21 protein-coding genes are annotated in these 16,737 nt (G+C 42.0%); 5 read left to right on the forward strand and 16 right to left on the reverse strand.

What is annotated here, in order from left to right; genetic code table 11:
• Positions 1-60: 60 nt before the first annotated feature.
• The 11 genes from sigF to spoIIM all read right to left on the reverse strand — a co-directional run bounded on the left by sigF (position 61) and on the right by spoIIM (position 9,997).
• Entirely contained in the window at positions 61-819 is a 759-nt protein-coding gene (sigF, locus tag BIV59_RS05270) for an RNA polymerase sporulation sigma factor SigF (RefSeq protein ID WP_071350407.1), read from the reverse strand.
• A 13-nt stretch (positions 820-832) separates the two neighbouring features.
• Positions 833-1,273, reverse strand: coding sequence for an anti-sigma F factor (gene spoIIAB / locus BIV59_RS05275; RefSeq protein ID WP_071350408.1), 441 nt, complete (start codon positions 1,271-1,273; stop codon positions 833-835).
• Position 1,274: 1 nt separating this feature from the next.
• Positions 1,275-1,625 (reverse strand): anti-sigma F factor antagonist, encoded by a 351-nt coding sequence (gene spoIIAA, locus BIV59_RS05280; protein ID WP_071350409.1) that lies wholly within the window; start codon positions 1,623-1,625, stop codon positions 1,275-1,277.
• 119 nt (positions 1,626-1,744) lie between these two features.
• Positions 1,745-2,911 carry a D-alanyl-D-alanine carboxypeptidase family protein gene (locus BIV59_RS05285; protein ID WP_071350410.1) on the reverse strand — a complete coding sequence of 389 codons (1,167 nt, stop codon included), beginning with the start codon at positions 2,909-2,911 and terminating at the stop codon, positions 1,745-1,747.
• A 145-nt stretch (positions 2,912-3,056) separates the two neighbouring features.
• Complete coding sequence (locus BIV59_RS05290; RefSeq protein ID WP_071350411.1) at positions 3,057-4,361, reverse strand: pyrimidine-nucleoside phosphorylase; 1,305 nt, start codon at positions 4,359-4,361, stop codon at positions 3,057-3,059.
• Between the two features lie 61 nt (positions 4,362-4,422).
• Positions 4,423-5,238 carry a purine-nucleoside phosphorylase gene (locus BIV59_RS05295; protein ID WP_071350412.1) on the reverse strand — a complete coding sequence of 272 codons (816 nt, stop codon included), beginning with the start codon at positions 5,236-5,238 and terminating at the stop codon, positions 4,423-4,425.
• An 11-nt stretch (positions 5,239-5,249) separates the two neighbouring features.
• A complete protein-coding gene (gene deoB / locus BIV59_RS05300) occupies positions 5,250-6,437 on the reverse strand; it encodes a phosphopentomutase (protein WP_071350413.1) in 1,188 nt (395 codons plus the stop codon).
• Between the two features lie 497 nt (positions 6,438-6,934).
• The gene (gene xerD, locus BIV59_RS05310; protein ID WP_071350415.1) at positions 6,935-7,828 is read right to left on the reverse strand and encodes a site-specific tyrosine recombinase XerD; all 894 of its coding nucleotides are present in this window, start codon (positions 7,826-7,828) and stop codon (positions 6,935-6,937) included.
• 5 nt (positions 7,829-7,833) lie between these two features.
• Positions 7,834-8,061, reverse strand: coding sequence for a YqzK family protein (locus tag BIV59_RS05315; RefSeq protein WP_071350416.1), 228 nt, complete (start codon positions 8,059-8,061; stop codon positions 7,834-7,836).
• 708 nt (positions 8,062-8,769) lie between these two features.
• Positions 8,770-9,240 carry a ferric iron uptake transcriptional regulator gene (fur, locus tag BIV59_RS05325; RefSeq protein WP_071350418.1) on the reverse strand — a complete coding sequence of 157 codons (471 nt, stop codon included), beginning with the start codon at positions 9,238-9,240 and terminating at the stop codon, positions 8,770-8,772.
• Between the two features lie 109 nt (positions 9,241-9,349).
• Positions 9,350-9,997 (reverse strand): stage II sporulation protein M, encoded by a 648-nt coding sequence (gene spoIIM, locus BIV59_RS05330; protein ID WP_071350419.1) that lies wholly within the window; start codon positions 9,995-9,997, stop codon positions 9,350-9,352.
• A 175-nt stretch (positions 9,998-10,172) separates the two neighbouring features.
• Between spoIIM and BIV59_RS05335 the strand changes: the two genes are divergently transcribed.
• A complete protein-coding gene (locus BIV59_RS05335; protein WP_071350420.1) occupies positions 10,173-10,736 on the forward strand; it encodes a GNAT family N-acetyltransferase in 564 nt (187 codons plus the stop codon).
• A 56-nt stretch (positions 10,737-10,792) separates the two neighbouring features.
• On the opposite strand, the gene BIV59_RS05340 is transcribed toward BIV59_RS05335, so the two are convergent.
• On the reverse strand, positions 10,793-11,965 hold the full coding sequence (locus BIV59_RS05340) for an endonuclease Q family protein (protein ID WP_071350421.1): 1,173 nt from the start codon (positions 11,963-11,965) through the stop codon (positions 10,793-10,795).
• The gene (locus BIV59_RS05345; protein ID WP_071350422.1) at positions 11,962-12,516 is read right to left on the reverse strand and encodes an NUDIX hydrolase; all 555 of its coding nucleotides are present in this window, start codon (positions 12,514-12,516) and stop codon (positions 11,962-11,964) included. The genes BIV59_RS05340 and BIV59_RS05345 overlap by 4 nt, the downstream gene beginning before the upstream one ends.
• A 73-nt stretch (positions 12,517-12,589) precedes the next feature.
• Between BIV59_RS05345 and mciZ the strand changes: the two genes are divergently transcribed.
• Entirely contained in the window at positions 12,590-12,754 is a 165-nt protein-coding gene (mciZ, locus tag BIV59_RS22690) for a Z-ring formation inhibitor MciZ (protein WP_083392053.1), read from the forward strand.
• 68 nt (positions 12,755-12,822) lie between these two features.
• The gene (locus tag BIV59_RS05350; RefSeq protein WP_071350423.1) at positions 12,823-13,746 is read left to right on the forward strand and encodes an aldo/keto reductase; all 924 of its coding nucleotides are present in this window, start codon (positions 12,823-12,825) and stop codon (positions 13,744-13,746) included.
• A gap of 60 nt (positions 13,747-13,806) precedes the next feature.
• On the opposite strand, the gene BIV59_RS05355 is transcribed toward BIV59_RS05350, so the two are convergent.
• Entirely contained in the window at positions 13,807-14,070 is a 264-nt protein-coding gene (locus tag BIV59_RS05355; RefSeq protein ID WP_071350424.1) for a YqkE family protein, read from the reverse strand.
• Between the two features lie 137 nt (positions 14,071-14,207).
• Here BIV59_RS05355 and BIV59_RS05360 point away from each other — a divergent pair, with 137 nt between their 5' ends.
• A complete protein-coding gene (locus tag BIV59_RS05360; protein WP_071350425.1) occupies positions 14,208-15,116 on the forward strand; it encodes an alpha/beta hydrolase in 909 nt (302 codons plus the stop codon).
• Between the two features lie 175 nt (positions 15,117-15,291).
• Positions 15,292-15,906 (forward strand): histidine phosphatase family protein, encoded by a 615-nt coding sequence (locus BIV59_RS05365; protein WP_071350426.1) that lies wholly within the window; start codon positions 15,292-15,294, stop codon positions 15,904-15,906.
• A 60-nt stretch (positions 15,907-15,966) separates the two neighbouring features.
• On the opposite strand, the gene BIV59_RS05370 is transcribed toward BIV59_RS05365, so the two are convergent.
• The gene (locus BIV59_RS05370) at positions 15,967-16,299 is read right to left on the reverse strand and encodes an iron-sulfur cluster biosynthesis family protein (RefSeq protein ID WP_071350427.1); all 333 of its coding nucleotides are present in this window, start codon (positions 16,297-16,299) and stop codon (positions 15,967-15,969) included.
• Positions 16,300-16,360: 61 nt separating this feature from the next.
• Positions 16,361-16,737: DUF3997 domain-containing protein (locus tag BIV59_RS05375; protein WP_139194310.1), on the reverse strand; the 377-nt coding region annotated here is incomplete at its 5' end.

Below are 16,737 nucleotides of genomic sequence, written 5' to 3' on the forward strand. Positions count from 1 at the left end.
AGGATGGAAGCTGCACAATATTCCTAGTATGTCTTCAAAAACAGTAAAAAACCACATGAATCACTGATTCATGTGGTTTTTCATTTGCTGAAGGATTTTTTTTTCGAGCCTTGATACCTGCACCTGGGATATGCCAAGGCGCACAGCTACTTCAGATTGTGTCTGGTCTTTATAATAGCGTAAATACACAATGAGGCGTTCGCGCTCATCCAATTCCTGAATGGCTTCTTTCAGAGCAATCTTATCAAACCATTTGGTTCCTGAATTATCGGCAATCTGATCCAGGAGAGTGATAGGGTCTCCATCATTTTCATACACCGTTTCATGAATGGAGGAAGGACTCCTGCTTGCTTCCTGGGCCATGATAATTTCTTCAGGCGACAGCTCTAAATGCTCCGCCAATTCATTGACCGTCGGCACCCTGCCATAGGTTTTGGACAGTTCTTCTTTTGACCTGCGTATTTTGTTGGCCATCTCTTTTAGGGAACGGCTTACTTTGACAGTCCCATCATCACGGATAAAACGCTGTATTTCTCCAATGATCATGGGGACTGCATAAGTGGAAAACTTGACTTCAAATGACAGATCAAATTTATCGACGGATTTTAAAAGGCCAATACACCCGATCTGATATAGATCATCTGGTTCATAACCTCTATTCATGAAACGCTGCACCACAGACCATACTAACCTTAAATTGCTTTGGACAATTTTGTCCCTAGCTGCCTGGTCCCCATTCTGGCTGTCCCGGATTAATCTCCGCAATTCATCATCTTTTAAATGGACCTGGCTCTTTTTGTTTTTAACCTCCACATCCATATGCAAATCTCCCTCAATTGCACAATGCTTTGCTTTTAGTTAAGTGCTTTTTTAATCGAATGATGGTGCCTTCGCCTTCATGGGAAATAACGCGCATTTCATCCATGAAGTTTTCCATAATCGTAAAGCCCATTCCCGACCGTTCAAGTTCAGGCTTTGTCGTATATAGGGGCTGTATTGCTTCATCTACATTCGTTATCCCTAGACCTTCATCACGGATTGTCAGTTCTACCGTATCTCCATCAATTAAACATGAGATATAGACAATTCCCTCCGGATCATTTTCATAGCCGTGAATGATGCTATTTGTCACTGCCTCTGAAACCACCGTTTTGATTTCTGTCAATTCATCCATAGTCGGATCAAGCTGTGCAATGAATGCAGCAACCGTGACACGGGCAAATGACTCATTTTGGCTTAATGCACTAAACTTAATTTCCATATTGTTTTTCATTTTACGCAACCCCCAATCTTTGCAAAGCGTTTTCTTCGGATAGTTCAAGCTTAATTATTTTAAACAAACCTGACATATCAAACAACCGCTTTACAGAAGGAGAGATTGCGCAGACTACCATTTCGCCGCCATTATGTTTAACCTGGTTATACCGGCCCAGAATTACGCCAAGCCCTGAGCTGTCCATAAAGCTCAGTTCTTCAAGATTTAAGATGATATGCTTAATGGAATGCTTGGCAATTGCGGCCTCTGCCTGGTTCTTCAGTTTTTCTGCTGTATGATGATCTAACTCTCCTTTTAGACGAATGCATAATATATGGTTTTTTGCTTCCATGTTAATGACAAGACTCACTTATACAGCCCTCCTTATCTGTTATAAGAAGTGAAATTCTAGTTTATCCTGCCATTATCCTTCCTTAAAGCAAAACTTGCGTCCATTCGTCTAAAGTAGTTTAATTCTGACAAAACCCGCTACTTTGTTTGTGAGAACATGCCAAAGGCCCTTTTATACAGCTCCCACCAATTCGCTTTTTTCACATTTTCGCGTGCAACAATCGGTGAAGTCACAATGACTTTATTATCCTTCATAATCTTAAGGGTCCCAATTTGATCTCCGCGTTCAATCGGAGCTTTCAGCTGTTTTTTCATGGTGATTTTCTGGGTGAAATCCTTGGCCGAACTTCCTTTTTTCGTCAATACAGAAATAGGCTCACTGGTAACTCCCGTAACAGTTTTACGGCTGCCCTTTGAGATGCTCGATTCACCAAGCTTTATGTCTCTTTTATAAATAGGATGTGTGGTGTATTGTGAAAATGCGTAATCCAGCATCTTTGTAATCTGTGCATTGCGTTCTTTAGGAGATGGCGCACCAAAAATGACCGCGATCACCCGCATATTTCCTTTTTTAGCCGTTGCAGTCAAGCAATATTTCGCTTCATTGGTAAAACCTGTTTTCAATCCGTCTACACCAGGATAGAACTTTACAAGGCGGTTCGTATTAACCAGCCAGAATTTCTTATCTGTCCCTTCGCGCAGAAAAGACTCATAGGTCCCTGTGAATTTAGTGATTAAATCATACTTTAATAATTCCTTGGCCATAATCGACATATCATGAGCGGTACTATAATGATTCTTTACAGGAAGCCCTGTTGCATTTTGAAATCTCGTATTTTTCAGGCCAAGCTCTTTTGCTTTTTCGTTCATCTTTTTAACAAAGGCTTCCTCAGACCCTGCCAGCCTTTCGGCAACTGCTACGGAAGCATCATTGGCTGATCCAATTGAAATACCGCGGAGCATTTGTTCAGTAGTCATTTCTTCTCCAGGCTCAAGAAAAATCTGTGATCCTCCCATAGATGCTGCGTATTCACTTGTACGGATTTTTTCGTTAAGCTTTAATTCTCCTTTGTCTACAGCATCCATGATTAGCAGCATTGTCATGATTTTAGTCATGCTCGCCGGCGGAAGCTTTTGATCAGAATTTTTTTGATATAAAACTGCACCTGTGTCTCTTTCAATCAATATGGCTGAGCTTGCATTTTCGGCCAGCTGATTTCCTTCTTTTTTCGCCGCAAAGGCTGATGGTGATAGCAGGCTTGCTGCCAGTAATATTGTCATACTCAGAGAAAGAATTCGCTTCATCTCCAAACCCTCCAATCTTAATACCAACCATTTTTTCCAAGTGTTCCAATTTTATACAGACACGAGAAGGAAAGATGAAAATAAAGCACAAAAAAAAGCTGGCTGAAACACCTGATTGTGTTCCAGCCAGCTTTATATACTGTTGTTATTCTGTGATTTCTTTATGAATAAGTACAGGTTTCTCTACTTTTTCGCTTGAAACCGTAATATTTTCATACAATTTTTCTTTGACTGCTTCTACATCTTCAAAATTGCTGTAGATGGTCACTAAGGATTCACCTTTTTTCACTTCATCACCAATTTTCTTGCGAAGAACAAGACCGACAGCCAGATCAATAACAGATTCCTTCGTCGCACGGCCTGCACCAAGAATCATAGCTGCCGTACCGACTTCATCTGCTACGATTTCAGATACATAGCCATCTTCTTTTGCTTCAAGTTCAAAGGTATACTTCGCCTGTGGCAATCTTTCCGGGTTATCGACAACAGATGCATCTCCGCCCTGTGCTTCAAGGAAGACCTTGAAAGAATGAAGAGCAGAACCATCCTCCATTGCCTTTTGAAGCATTTTCCTTGCAGCTTCCAGAGAGTCCGCTTTTTTAGCCAGATAAACCATGTGGCTGCCAAGTGTTAATGAAAGCTCTGTTAAATCTTCAGGGCCTTCTCCTTTCAGCGTATCGATTGCTTCCTTCACTTCAAGGGCATTTCCGATTGCATATCCTAGAGGCTGGCTCATATCTGAAATAACAGCCATTGTATTTCTGCCTACGTTATTGCCGATGCTTACCATAGCCTTAGCAAGTGCTTCAGAATCCTCCAGCGTTTTCATGAAAGCTCCCGCTCCTGTTTTAACATCAAGAACGATAGCATCCGCGCCTGCTGCGATTTTTTTGCTCATGATCGAGCTTGCAATCAAGGCGATGCTGTCTACAGTTGCTGTTACATCCCTAAGTGCATACAGTTTTTTATCCGCTGGAGTCAGATTGCCGCTTTGTCCGATTACGGCAATCTTGTTTTTATTGACTAAGTCAATGAATTCTTTATTTTCGATTTCTACATGGAAGCCTTCTACAGATTCAAGCTTATCGATTGTGCCTCCCGTGTGGCCAAGTCCGCGGCCAGACATTTTTGCTACCGGCACTCCTACAGCTGCAACAAGCGGGCCAAGCACCAATGTAGTGGTATCGCCCACTCCGCCTGTTGAATGCTTGTCAACTTTGATGCCTTCGATTCCAGACAATTCAATTACATCGCCTGAGTTCACCATTGCCATTGTAAGATCTGCGCGTTCTTTTTCACTCATTCCTTTAAAATAAATAGCCATGGATAATGCGCTCATTTGATAATCAGGAATTGATCCATCCGTATATCCTGAAATGATAAAGTTGATTTCTTCCGTTGCCAGTTCCTTGCCGTCACGTTTTTTTTCTATTAAGTCTACCATTCTCATTTGAGTCACCACTTTTTGTTATTTATAGCCCTGATTTGCTTTTCATGCTATATATGTGTACTTAAATTGCTTTTACAATTTCCTTTACAAAGCTTAAAAAGCTGCTTCGTACTGCTTCAGTCGTCTCGATTACTTCTTCATGCGAAAGCGGCTGATCCAGGATGCCTGCAGCCATATTGGTGATGCAGGAAATGCCAAGTACCTTCATCTTTGCATGGCTTGCAATAATTACTTCCGGTACAGTCGACATTCCAACTGCATCTCCCCCAAGGACCCTTGCAAGCCTTACTTCTGCAGGTGTTTCATACGCAGGGCCGGTATTGCCGACATATACGCCTTCCTGAATCCGTATATTAAGTGAATCCGCGATTTCCCTTGCAAGCTTTCTTAAATCCTTGCTGTAGGCTTCAGACATATCCGGAAAACGGGGACCGAATTTTTCATCATTGCTCCCAATAAGAGGACTTGTCCCCATGTTGTTAATATGATCGGATATAATCATTAAATCTCCTGGCTTGTAGCTTTCATTCACTCCGCCGGCAGCATTTGTGACAATTAGTTTCTCCACTCCCAGCAGCTTCATCACACGTACAGGAAAAGTGACCTTTTCCATGGGATAACCTTCATAAAAATGAAATCTGCCCTGCATTGCAATGACCTTTTTCCCGCTTAGTTCACCAAGCACCAGCTGGCCAGCATGCCCGGCAACCGTCGATACAGGGAACTCCGGAATTTCTTGATAAGGAATTGCAATCGCGTTTTCAATTTCATCTGCGAGCACACCAAGGCCAGATCCAAGAATCAGGCCGACTTCAGGCGTGCCATCCCATTTGCTTTTAATAAAAGAAGCTGCTTTTTCTATTTGTTCAAACATCATCCAAACTCCCCTTATTCAATTTCGTCTAAAATACTTTTCCCGTAAACAGGCATTTTTACATCAAAGTTGGCTGCAACTGTAGCACCAATGTCAGCAAAGGTGTCCCTGACAGCGAGCTCTTTGCCGTTTGTAAATCTCTTTGAATAAACAAGCAATGGCACATATTCACGTGTATGATCTGTTCCCGGGGCAACTGGATCGTTACCGTGGTCAGCTGTGATGATCAGCAAATCATCTTCTTTCAGCTTCTCGAACACTTCAGGAAGACGGGCATCAAATTCTTCAAGCGCTTTGCCGTATCCAATCGGATCGCGGCGGTGGCCAAACAGCGCATCAAAATCTACCAGGTTCAAGAAGCTCATTCCTGTGAAGTCCATATCAAGTGTCTGCACCAATTTATCCATGCCATCCATATTTGAAACCGTTCTAAGTGACTCTGTCACTCCTTCGCCATCAAAAATGTCAGAAATTTTTCCGATAGCGATTACATCTAGGCCTGCATCCTTCAGTTCATTCATGACCGTTCTATCAAACGGTTTTAGCGCATAATCATGGCGGTTAGAAGTTCTCTTAAAATTCCCCGGCTCACCCGTGAACGGCCTTGCAATAACACGCCCGACTTTGAATTCGTCTTTTAATGTGGCCTCGCGTGCGATTTCACAGATTTTATAAAGCTCTTCAAGAGGAACAACTTCTTCATGCGCAGCAATCTGCAGCACAGAGTCAGCAGAAGTGTAAACAATCAAAGCACCTGTCTTCATATGATCTTCGCCAAGTTCATCCAGGATTTCTGTTCCGCTCGCTGGTTTATTTCCTATGATGGAGCGGCCTGTTTTTGCTTCAAGCTCATTTATAAGCAGTTCGGGAAATCCATTTGGAAACACACGGAATGGGGTGCTGATATTAAGACCCATGATTTCCCAGTGTCCTGTCATGGTATCTTTCCCGCTTGATGCTTCTTTCATCTTAGTATAATAGCCTATCGGCTGTTCGGCTTTTTGGATGCCCTGAATCTCGCGGATATTGCTCAGCCCCATTTTTCCGAGGTTGGGCATATTTAAGCCATTCATTTTCTCAGCAATATGGCCGAAGGTATCTGCTCCCTTATCGCCAAACAAGTCAGCATCGGGTGCTTCACCTATTCCCACAGAATCCATTACTACAACGAAAATCCTTTTAAATGCAGAAGCTTCTTTCATGTGAATTCCTCCTAAAATAGCAAATCTTCTTATTATGTGGATAAGCTTGATTTTTCTTCTTTTTAGCATACTATTATTCCAGGCTGGAATGGTTTTTTTCATCTCTTTTATGTTACCCGTTAAGCTTGATTATAATCTTGATTTATATGTAACCGTTTTTAATGTCAGAAGTCTGACTTCTATATTGTAAACGATTTACCTTGATAACATCAAACAAAAAATTCGCCAGGTGCTGATTTTTTTTGAAGGCTTTTTTCGTAAACTTTGCAGCTATTCAACAGGTGGTTCATTTCAGCTTCGGGATGCCCGCTTTCCGCGAGGCGGACGGTAAGCTAACTAGGAGTCTCGCACCTCACGCTCCAATCAACCTGCTTTTACAATATGATTGGTTCACAGAACTTCTTAAAAAACAATTAATAAAAAAGCCTTTTTGAAAGATAAAATAGAGCGGCTTTTTTGCCCGCCCGCTCTATCAATATCCTATTCTCTCAATATGTTTAAGCTCTCGGATGAAATTTCGAATAAACTTCTTTCAGGCGTACATTTGTCACATGTGTATAAATTTGTGTTGTGGAAATATCCGCATGGCCAAGCATCTCCTGCACAGCCCGCAAATCTGCACCATTCATGAGCAAATGTGTCGCGAAGGAATGGCGGAGAGTGTGCGGCGTAATTTCTTTTTCTATGTGTGCTTCACGCGCAAGCTTTTTTAATATTTTCCAAAACCCCTGGCGTGTCAGTGTATTTCCGTGATGGTTCAAAAATAGGGTATCAGCTCTATGCTTTTTGCCCGCAAGCTTATTTCTGCCTTTATTCATATAGGCTTCAATTGCATCCAGAGCCGTTTTCCCGATTGGAATAATTCTTTCTTTATTCCCTTTTCCGATACAGCGCACAAATCCCATTGATGCATGCACGTCATTCACTTCAAGATTAATCAGCTCACTGACCCTCATGCCTGTTGCATAAAGCAGCTCCAGCATGGCTTTATCCCGCAGGCCAAATTCATCAAGGATCTTAGGCGCTTCAAGCAATGCTTCAACTTCCTCCATGCTCAGCACTTTCGGCAGTGTCCTCTCCTGCTGGGGCGTTTCTAAATGCAGGGAAGGATCCTGATCACAAGCTTTTTCCCTGATCAGGAACTGATGGAAGGATCGAATCGAAGCAATATGCCGGGCAAGTGTCCTGCTGGATTTTCCGGAATCCTTCAAATGGGCTAAAAAATGGATAATGTGAACTCTTCGCACATCATTCCAGGACTTCATTTCCTCTACATTCACAGCATAAGCCATGTATGATCTTAAATCACGTTCATATGATACCAGCGTGTTTTTCGCCAGGCCTTTTTCAATAGTCAAAAAATGCATAAAATCTCTTATCTGATCTTCCATTTACATTACTCCCCGTTTTTATAGAACAGCAGCAGCCGATCCACCCATGTTTCCTTTTCAGGCTCCATGGCATTCGTGACCTTAATCGCTGCCCCCTTTGGTTCGTCATAACGATGATAATCCTGATATTCCTGATTTAACCATACCATTCCTATATAAAAAAGAACAGTAAAGCTGACAAAGAGAACCATAACCTTTGCTGTGTGCAGCACCAGTGATAATGACGACCTCATGCCATTCCTCCATCCCGTCCCTGCAGCACACGGAACGCTGGAAATTCACCAGCATCCGCCGCAAGGCCCTTTTCTTTCAATTTATGCCAAGACGGACAAGATTTATACATAAAAAAGCGCAAGCGCCTGTTCAGACCGCGAAGCAAATAGGGTTTTGGCCTTGGAAGGCGTTCTTTGCCTTCTGAGGCCAAAACATCTTTTGCACAGCGGGCTAGGCGCTGGAGCTAGATTACATAAAAAAGCATAAGCGCCTGTTCAGCCCCGACAAGCATAAGACGCAGCAGAATAGGAGGCGCTCTTTGCCTTCAATTCTGATGTGGCTTATGACCTCGAGGGGCTAGGCGCTGAAGCTAGATTAATAAAGGCTCTTTTCTTAAAGATTATTGTTTTTTTATTTGTTATGCAAGGCGTTACCATTGTCAAATCAGGTTGATTGGAGCGTAAGGTGCGAGACTCCTGCGGGATGAGCAGAACAGGCGAGACCCCGCAGGCGAAGCCGAGGAGGCTCACCGGCTGCCCCGCGGAAAGCGAGCATCCTGGAGCGGAAATCAACCACTTGTTTCATACCAGCAAGGTTCATGAAAACAGCCTTAATAAAAAAGCATAAGCGCCTTTTGTCCATCCTTTGGGCCTCTGTCTATTCCGGCAAAACAGGATGCACATTTCATAATAAAAAACCTTCTCCCGGAGGAAAAGGCTATGTAGTGATTATTTAGTTTCATCTTCATCTTCGTCTTCGTTTTTCGACTGGCACCTGTAGCATATGCCATGAAACGTCAATCTATGGTCTTTTATCTTAAAGTTCCAATCCCGTTCCACAATTGCTTCAACGTCTTCTAGCAAGTCATCCTGTATTTCATCCACGGCACCGCATTCAATGCATACGAGATGGTGGTGGAAATGAGCTGCGCCTTCTTGCCTTAAGTCATATCGGGATACCCCGTCGCCAAAATTAATTTTATCAACTATTTTCAGTTCAGTCAGCAATTCAAGTGTCCGATATACTGTTGCCAAGCCAATTTCAGGCGATTTCTCTTTGACCAGGAGGTAAACGTCTTCGGCGCTTAAATGATCTTCTTCATGTTCAAGTAAAACGCGGACGGTCGCTTCTCGCTGAGGCGTCAATTTATAGCTGGACGAGTGCAACTGCTTTTTTATTCTCTCAATTCTGTTCTCCATACTTTTCCCTCCCGCGCCGCTATCTATATTATTATATCAAATGAAGGAAAAGTGTCAAAATACATTTCATGTTCACAGAAAAAAATTGTTCCTTTTTACACTTTTCGGATCACTTATTTAATAAGCTTACCACATTTTTCATAAGCGGCGGTGAAAGATAGGCTTCAAGAATGCCTGCTGCAATCAGAAAGAACATCGAAAAAGCCAGTGAAAAAATATAGCGGGTAAATATTGGTTTTAGCGGATCCCTGATTTGTTTGAGGAAAATCCGCCGTATCATCTTCATAGAGATGGACACGGCCAGTGAAGCGATGATGATGAAAATCGGGACGATGAATATGTTTTGGGGCAATATCGAAACAAATGACAATAAAAATCCGTTCCACCCCATTTGATTCACTAAGAAGCCGACAGTAAAGCCCACAACCATACCCTTTAAAAATAATAGAATCAGGATGACAGGCAGTCCTATCACTGATATTCCCAATATCCAGATAACTGCTATATATTTGATATTATGTGTCAGGCTTTGAAAGAACATATCCTGGTTAGCGGCAATCTTCCCCTGAGAAACCTGGCCGAAGAATTGCGAGAGATAATAAAATAAATCATCCTTTTGGGCAGGGCTCAATGAATTTACAAGGATGGCGCCAAATATTACACCCATCAAAAACAGTACAGTGACAAATACATATAATGAGGAATGTTCAGTAATATGTTTAATTGCTGCGTTTTGTATGACAGATCTCTTCTTCATCTTTCATCCTCCCATTTATCTCTTACTAGATTCTATGTTTTTCCCTGCCATTTATGACAAGCCATGCAGCAGATATAAAAGAGAGAAGGCGTGACCTGCGAAATTTTTCCGTTTTTAAGATTCACCAAGCTTCCTGTGTTATAATTTTTTAAATATTAAGAAAGAAGTGATAAAGATGAATGCTATTTTACGGGAATTTCCTGAAAAAATAGAAACGGACAGGCTTTATATACGTCCTTGCCAGCCCGGGGATGGACAGGCTGTGCATGCGGCAATCACCGCATCCCTTAGTGAGCTTGCTCCCTGGCTTGCTTTTGCAACCAGGTTTCAGACTTTGGAGGAAACAGAGGAGAACGTCATTAAATCGTATGCTCAATTCCTTTTAAAAGAAGACATACGGCTGCATATTTACCGCAAAGAAGATCATGTTTTTATTGGTTCAACAGGTTTGCACAGGATTAACTGGCAGCTGCCGAAATTCGAAATTGGCTACTGGATTGATTCCCGCTATGGAAAAAAGGGGTATATGACAGAAGCAGCAGAAGCTCTTACAGCCTTTGCTTTCGATTACTATGGTGCAAATAGAGTAGAGATCCGCTGTGATCCCAATAATATCAGCAGCCGGCGCATTGCGGAAAAACTGGGATATCCGCTTGAGGGGATTCTCCGAAATGAGGGCCTGACGGCAGATGGGAAAAATCTGCGCGATACTTGCATATATGCCAAAACCCAAAAATAAAGAAGAGGGAAAGAGCAAATTGCTCTTCCCCTCAATTTAGTTGGTTACGCTGCAGGCTAAGAAGGAATAATCTTCCCATATTTGCCTCCGCCCCCAGCATTGAAATTCAATTTCCCTTGCCGTGCCAAATCAATATAACCGGCAACTTTCTCCGGAACCACAAGCTTCAGGCTGTCATAATCGGTACTGTGCAAAATGTTCATTTCTGTCCCAAATGCGTGAAGCAGCTTTTCCATCGTCCTTGGGCCTACTCCAGGAATAAAGTCGAGCGGCACCTGGCGGATGTACGGCGGTCTCTTTCTTTGCTTAAAGGATTCAAGGGGCTGAGAGAGTTCTTCAATCCGTTTCGAAACGCCCTTAATGATCGTCCTGCTTCCGCATACCGGACAGGTCTTGACATCCTGCTTCACACTCGTGAAACACTTTCCGCATACTGTTCCGTGATATTTGCCGAGCTCAGGGTTAAGTCCATAATTAGCGGAGACCCTTCTTCCGCTTTCTTCTCCTAGCGCAAGCTTCAATTCATGAAATGACGGACGCTCAAGCTCAAATTTTTGGTACTCTCTTGCCAGCTTCCCTAAAGAATGCGCATCCGAATTGGTAAGAAACACATACTGGCTTAACTCGGGAATGCCCTGTGCCATATCTGTATCCGAGCTGAGCCCAAGCTCTACCCCGTCAATGAGCACTTCATCAAACACTTCCCTCAAGGAGTGTTTGACACCTTTTCCATATAAGCTTTTAAATGGTGTAAAAACATGTGCCGGGATAAATAACCCCCCCATGTCTTTCACCGTTTTCTGAAGGGTTTTGCCATCCGCATATACTCTTTGCGAGCTTAAATGGATGTTCTTTAAATGCCCGCTCATCCATCCGGAAAATTGCTTCATTGCTTCCATGGAAGGAAAGTACGCCAGCACATGGATCGGGCCATGGCAATTAGCATCATAAATTTCTATCTCGGATCCTGGTATAAGGGTTGTCTTGCCGTATTGGAGACCGCCGCCTTCCACTTCTGTGAGTTCGCCATTACAGGTCATTTCCTCAATTTCCGCAATAACCTCTGGCGAATGACAGTCAATGATACCAATTAAATCCAAACCCTTTCTTTCGCTTGCCGCCTTTAAAATATTCCGTAATGTTAACGTCTTTGATCCTGTAATCTTCACCGGCCTCCCGCTGCTTGTTCTGCCGATGTGGATATGCAGATCGGCAAAATAGGAATTCAAGAGTTTGCCAGCGCCTGCTGCAATTGCAGATATTGAATGGCATAAACTGTTTTGGCATCCCGGATTTTGCCTTCTTTGATAAATACCTGTGCTTCCTCAAGCGAAACTTCAATAAGCTCGACAAATTCATCTTCATCAGCCGGCGCAGCATTTTCTTTCTTTTTCAGGTTATGGGCAAGAAATACATGAACAAGTTCGTCAGCAAAGCCTGGCGATGTATAAAAAGAATTGATGTGTTCCATTCTTTCGCATTCATACCCTGTTTCTTCTTCTAATTCTCTTTCCGCAGAGTATTTAGGATCTTCCCCTTTTTCCAGTTTTCCTGCAGGTATTTCCACAATACTTCGTTCAAGCGCTTTGCGGTATTGCTCGACAAGGATAATTTTATTATCCTCAGTTACAGCTATGACAGCGACAGCTCCCGGATGCTTGATAATTTCCCTTTTGCTTGTTTTTCCATCAGGCAACTCGACTTCATCCACTTGAAGCTTAATTACTTTTCCTTCAAAAATCTTGTCAGTTGATAGTGTTTTCTCTTCAAATTTATTCATATTCCCACTCCTTGTTCTACATCATGCATGTTTGTTCATACATTTTACCATACTAGCAGCGGAGGTTGTTTTAATGAAGATATATGTATTGGATAAGAGTGTGGTATTTGCCGGGAAAGCATGGGAAATCAGGCACAAACTGAAGGAATTGCAAAATCAGCATGTTTTAGTCACAGACTGGATTGAAAATGTCCATGCCAGGCCAGCTGAAGTAAGAATGAACCCATATCCAAATTGAATTCTTTGTGATTGTCATCCCGCTCCTTTACAATATAAACATCAAGTAATATAAAGGAGTGGAGCGCATTGAGAAAGAGAAAATTGGGGAATACCGATTTGCTTGTTTCAGAAATAGGACTCGGCTGCATGTCGCTTGGCACGGATAAAAAACAGGCGGAAACCATTATTTCGGCCGCAATTGATGAAGGCATTAATTACTTTGATACAGCGGATTTATATGATTTTGGCATAAATGAAGAAATTGCCGGACATGCACTTAAGAAAGTCCGGGATCAGGTTGTAATCGCCACAAAGGCAGGCAACCGCTGGAATGAATCCAAAGACAGCTGGCATTGGGATGCATCACCAAGTTACCTTAAATCTGCCGTGAAAGACAGCCTTAAAAGGCTCGGCACCGACTATATTGATCTTTACCAGCTGCACGGCGGCACAATGGAAGATGATATAGACGGGGTGATCGGAGCCTTTGAAGAGCTTAAAGCGGAAGGCCTTATCAGGCACTACGGAATTTCCTCCATCCGCCCGAATGTGATTAGGCAATACGCAGAGAAATCTTCTATTTCTTCTGTTATGATGCAATACAGCCTTCTTGACCGGCGGCCAGAAGAATGGATGAACCTGCTGATCGATAACGGGATCAGTATGATTGCCAGAGGCCCTGTTGCAAAAGGCCTGCTGAGTGATAAGATGCTTGACAAGGCCTCAAGCAGCGTCAAGGAGAATGGATATCTGGATTACAGCTATGAAGAATTAAAAGACATTTTGCCTGGCATTAAGGAAAAGCTTTCTCCTAGAAACCTTAATGAAACTGCCCTGCAGTATGTGCTTTCGCATAAAGCGGTGGCCTCTGTCATCCCTGGAGCCAGCACGGTTGAGCAGCTTCAGCAGAATTGCCGGGCAGCCAGAGCGCAATCTCTTACAGAAGAGGAAATTGTCCTATTGAAAGAACTGACCAAATCAAGCAAATATGAAGCACACCGGGATATGTAGCAGATCCAAACAAAATGTAAAACGGGCAATGACTTGGAAAAAGTCATTGCCCGTTTTACATTATTTAAAGTTCTTCCAGTCTGTGCTGCTTTCATTAAGCAGCTCCTCGAAGGATTTGTTTTTTTCGCGCAGTCTGCGTTCTTCCTTCTTTTTTGCTTCTTCTGCTTCTTTTTTTGCACTTTCCGCATCTGCCAGCTCTTTTTGTTTTTCACGGAGTTTTGACATAATATCACCGTTGATGAAATCACCAAGCCTTAATGAATCATTGGCCTGCTCTCTTTCCGGTTTTCTTTGATTATTTCTTCCAGAAGTTTTCTTTTTCATTCTTATGACCCCCTTACCATCTTCACAAATATTATATCATGTCTTGCCCTGCTGGTTATATCAGACATTTTTTGAGTTGGCTCTCCGCACACGCCGTGTATATAATAAGGAATAACAATGTCTCTTGGGAGGTCAATATGAAAAAGTGGTGGGCTGCAGCTGCAGGCATGGCTGTCTATACGATGGGTGCCGGCATGTATTTTTCCAATCGGATCATGTATATGAAGAAAAAAGAAGAAGATTTTATCCAAAACAGAGAAATTACAGCAAAACGGCTTGATATGAAGCACTTCGCTGAATTGCCAAAAAGTGAAATCACTATTAATTCTCCCTCTGGCTACGGCTTAAAATGCCTGTTCATAGAACCGAACAACACAGACAAATGGATCATTATTTCTCATGGAGTTACCGAAAATAAAATAAATTCCATTAAATATATGAACATCTTTCTTAAGCGGGGATTCAATGCGGTTATTTACGACCACCGGCGGCATGGTGAATCCGGGGGCAAAACGAGCAGCTACGGCCATTATGAGAAATTCGATTTGAAAGCTATTGTGGATGAACTAAAAAACCGGAAGGGACCCGACATCACAATTGGAATCCACGGAGAATCCATGGGTGCTGCCACACTGCTGCTGTATGCCGGCATGCTTGAGGATGCTTGTGACTTTTATATCGCGGATTGCCCCTTTTCTGATTTCGAGGACCAGTTGAAGCATCAGATCAAAAAAGAAGTCAAACTTCCATCCTGGACGATTCTTCCCATTGGCAGGGCTTTTATTAAAATGCGCGACGGCTACTGGACAAGCGAGGTTTCGCCTATTTCTGTTATCAAAAACATAAAAAAGCCGATCCTCTTCATCCATAGCCTGCCGGATACATTCATTCCCGCTGACATGACAAAAAAACTGTACCAGGAAAAAACAGGCCCTAAACAGCTCTACCTCGCACCATACGGAGCACACGCCCAATCCTATAACGAAAATAGCCAAGAATACCAAGAAGCAATCGACCAATTTTTAAATGAACTGGTGTTTAAATAAAAAAGCGCATGCTTCACTTGGCCTCGGAAGCGTTCTTTGCCTTCTGAGTACAAAACTCTTTTTCACAAATTCCTGAACAGGAAATTGGCATTGCTGAAAGAGTATATATTTTTGAGCTAAAGGCTTTACTCGAAAAAGAACAAACGGCAGAGAGAAGAATAAAAGGGGAAAAGAAATGAGTACACAATTATATCTTACACGACACGGAGAAACTGTTTGGAATACTAAGAAACTTATGCAAGGCTGGAAAGACTCTCCCTTAACTGATAGAGGAATAAAACAGGCAAAGCAATTGGCTGAGAGATTATCGGATGTTTCATTGGATGCTATCTATTCAAGTTCAAGCAACAGGGCGATTCACACTGCCGAAATAATTAGAGGTGAAAAACCTCTTGATGTAATTACATATAATCATTTAAGAGAACTGTCTTTTGGAAATTGGGAAGGTAAGACCTTTGAGGAAAATGAAAAGGAAAACCCTGAAGAATGGTTATCTTTTTGGGAAACACCTCATCTTTTTTCTCATAACACTATAGAGCCATTTGTTCATGTCCAAGAAAGAATGGTGAAGACCGTTCAAAATATTATTAATCAGCATCCATTTGAAAATGTCCTTATAGTGACACATTCTATTGCTCTTAAACTTTTAATGAATTACTTTGAAAAAAACACACTTGTAAACCTATGGTCAACACCAGCCATACCGTCAGCAAGCTTGACTTTGGTTAAAGTAAACAATAAGTTCAGCGAGGTTGTATATAAATATGATACAACCCATATGAAACAATAAAAATTTACTGCTTATAATAGAAAAAACGAAGGTTTCTCCAACTGGAGCCTTCGCTTTTTCTTATTTTACTGCAGTACGGTTATAGAAGCCGAGCCGCGGGTTCAGGATTTCATTTGCGGTTTTCAGCATAAAGCTATTTGCCTCAGGTGAAAAGTCGATTTTCATGCTTTCGTCCAAAAAAATCAGTTTGGATCTTTCCAGATAAATATCTCCAATGCTTGTTTCTGTTTTTATGTCTTCCTCATCAATTTCATCAACGAGCCATAGTGCTGTAACACCGCTGACCACGCAGCCACAGCCGTCAGTATCGTATTTAAGCTTGAGAAATCCTTTTGTTCCATTTAATTTCTCCTGGATCTTTTTCATGGCTGCCTCTGTCCATTCAATCTTCATCATGCACCTCCCAGCACAGACCTATCATTTATTATATAAGTATATCTTCATTTTCTTACATTTACAGCATTTTATTATTTACCCATTTAACCTTAGAACCTATCTCTAAATCATTTAAAATATAGGTGAATTTTTTGAGGCTCAAAGGCCCCACAACATGTTCTGAAGAAATTGATATGATCCAATAGTAGTTTTGAGATCTATCCAGCTTATGTTCTTCCAAACTGTAATTTTGCTGCTTAGCAAAAATGCAGCCATTATGTACGGCTGTTGAGATAACAGTATCAGGAACTAGAATTTTAAATTCTTTAAATTCCGAACCACTTACTCTTTTAACCAAGATAGATTTATTGCTGCCGTTCTTAATCAGCAAGTATTTTTCAGTAATCTTATGTTCAGAATCCGATAGTCCCGGTCCAACACAGCCCGTTAATAATA

This window comes from Bacillus sp. MUM 13 (assembly GCF_001866725.1).
Classification (GTDB): Bacteria; Bacillota; Bacilli; order Bacillales; family DSM-1321; genus Peribacillus.

Excerpts from the sequence above, each read along its gene's own strand:
- deoB (WP_071350413.1), bottom strand. The coding sequence starts at position 6,437 with ATGAAAGAAGCTTCTGCATTTAAAAGGATTTTCGTTGTAGTAATGGAT.
- BIV59_RS05315 (WP_071350416.1), bottom strand. The coding sequence starts at position 8,061 with ATGAGGTCGTCATTATCACTGGTGCTGCACACAGCAAAGGTTATGGTT.
- BIV59_RS05290 (WP_071350411.1), bottom strand. The coding sequence starts at position 4,361 with ATGAGAATGGTAGACTTAATAGAAAAAAAACGTGACGGCAAGGAACTG.
- BIV59_RS05285 (WP_071350410.1), bottom strand. The coding sequence starts at position 2,911 with ATGAAGCGAATTCTTTCTCTGAGTATGACAATATTACTGGCAGCAAGC.
- spoIIAB (WP_071350408.1), bottom strand. The coding sequence starts at position 1,273 with ATGAAAAACAATATGGAAATTAAGTTTAGTGCATTAAGCCAAAATGAG.
- BIV59_RS05355 (WP_071350424.1), bottom strand. The coding sequence starts at position 14,070 with ATGAAAAAGAAAACTTCTGGAAGAAATAATCAAAGAAAACCGGAAAGA.
- fur (WP_071350418.1), bottom strand. The coding sequence starts at position 9,240 with ATGGAGAACAGAATTGAGAGAATAAAAAAGCAGTTGCACTCGTCCAGC.
- BIV59_RS05345 (WP_071350422.1), bottom strand. The coding sequence starts at position 12,516 with ATGAATAAATTTGAAGAGAAAACACTATCAACTGACAAGATTTTTGAA.
- BIV59_RS05360 (WP_071350425.1), top strand. The coding sequence starts at position 14,208 with ATGAAAAAGTGGTGGGCTGCAGCTGCAGGCATGGCTGTCTATACGATG.
- BIV59_RS05370 (WP_071350427.1), bottom strand. The coding sequence starts at position 16,299 with ATGAAGATTGAATGGACAGAGGCAGCCATGAAAAAGATCCAGGAGAAA.
- BIV59_RS05295 (WP_071350412.1), bottom strand. The coding sequence starts at position 5,238 with ATGATGTTTGAACAAATAGAAAAAGCAGCTTCTTTTATTAAAAGCAAA.
- mciZ (WP_083392053.1), top strand. The coding sequence starts at position 12,590 with ATGAAGATATATGTATTGGATAAGAGTGTGGTATTTGCCGGGAAAGCA.
- spoIIM (WP_071350419.1), bottom strand. The coding sequence starts at position 9,997 with ATGAAGAAGAGATCTGTCATACAAAACGCAGCAATTAAACATATTACT.
- BIV59_RS05365 (WP_071350426.1), top strand. The coding sequence starts at position 15,292 with ATGAGTACACAATTATATCTTACACGACACGGAGAAACTGTTTGGAAT.
- BIV59_RS05335 (WP_071350420.1), top strand. The coding sequence starts at position 10,173 with ATGAATGCTATTTTACGGGAATTTCCTGAAAAAATAGAAACGGACAGG.
- xerD (WP_071350415.1), bottom strand. The coding sequence starts at position 7,828 with ATGGAAGATCAGATAAGAGATTTTATGCATTTTTTGACTATTGAAAAA.
- sigF (WP_071350407.1), bottom strand. The coding sequence starts at position 819 with ATGGATGTGGAGGTTAAAAACAAAAAGAGCCAGGTCCATTTAAAAGAT.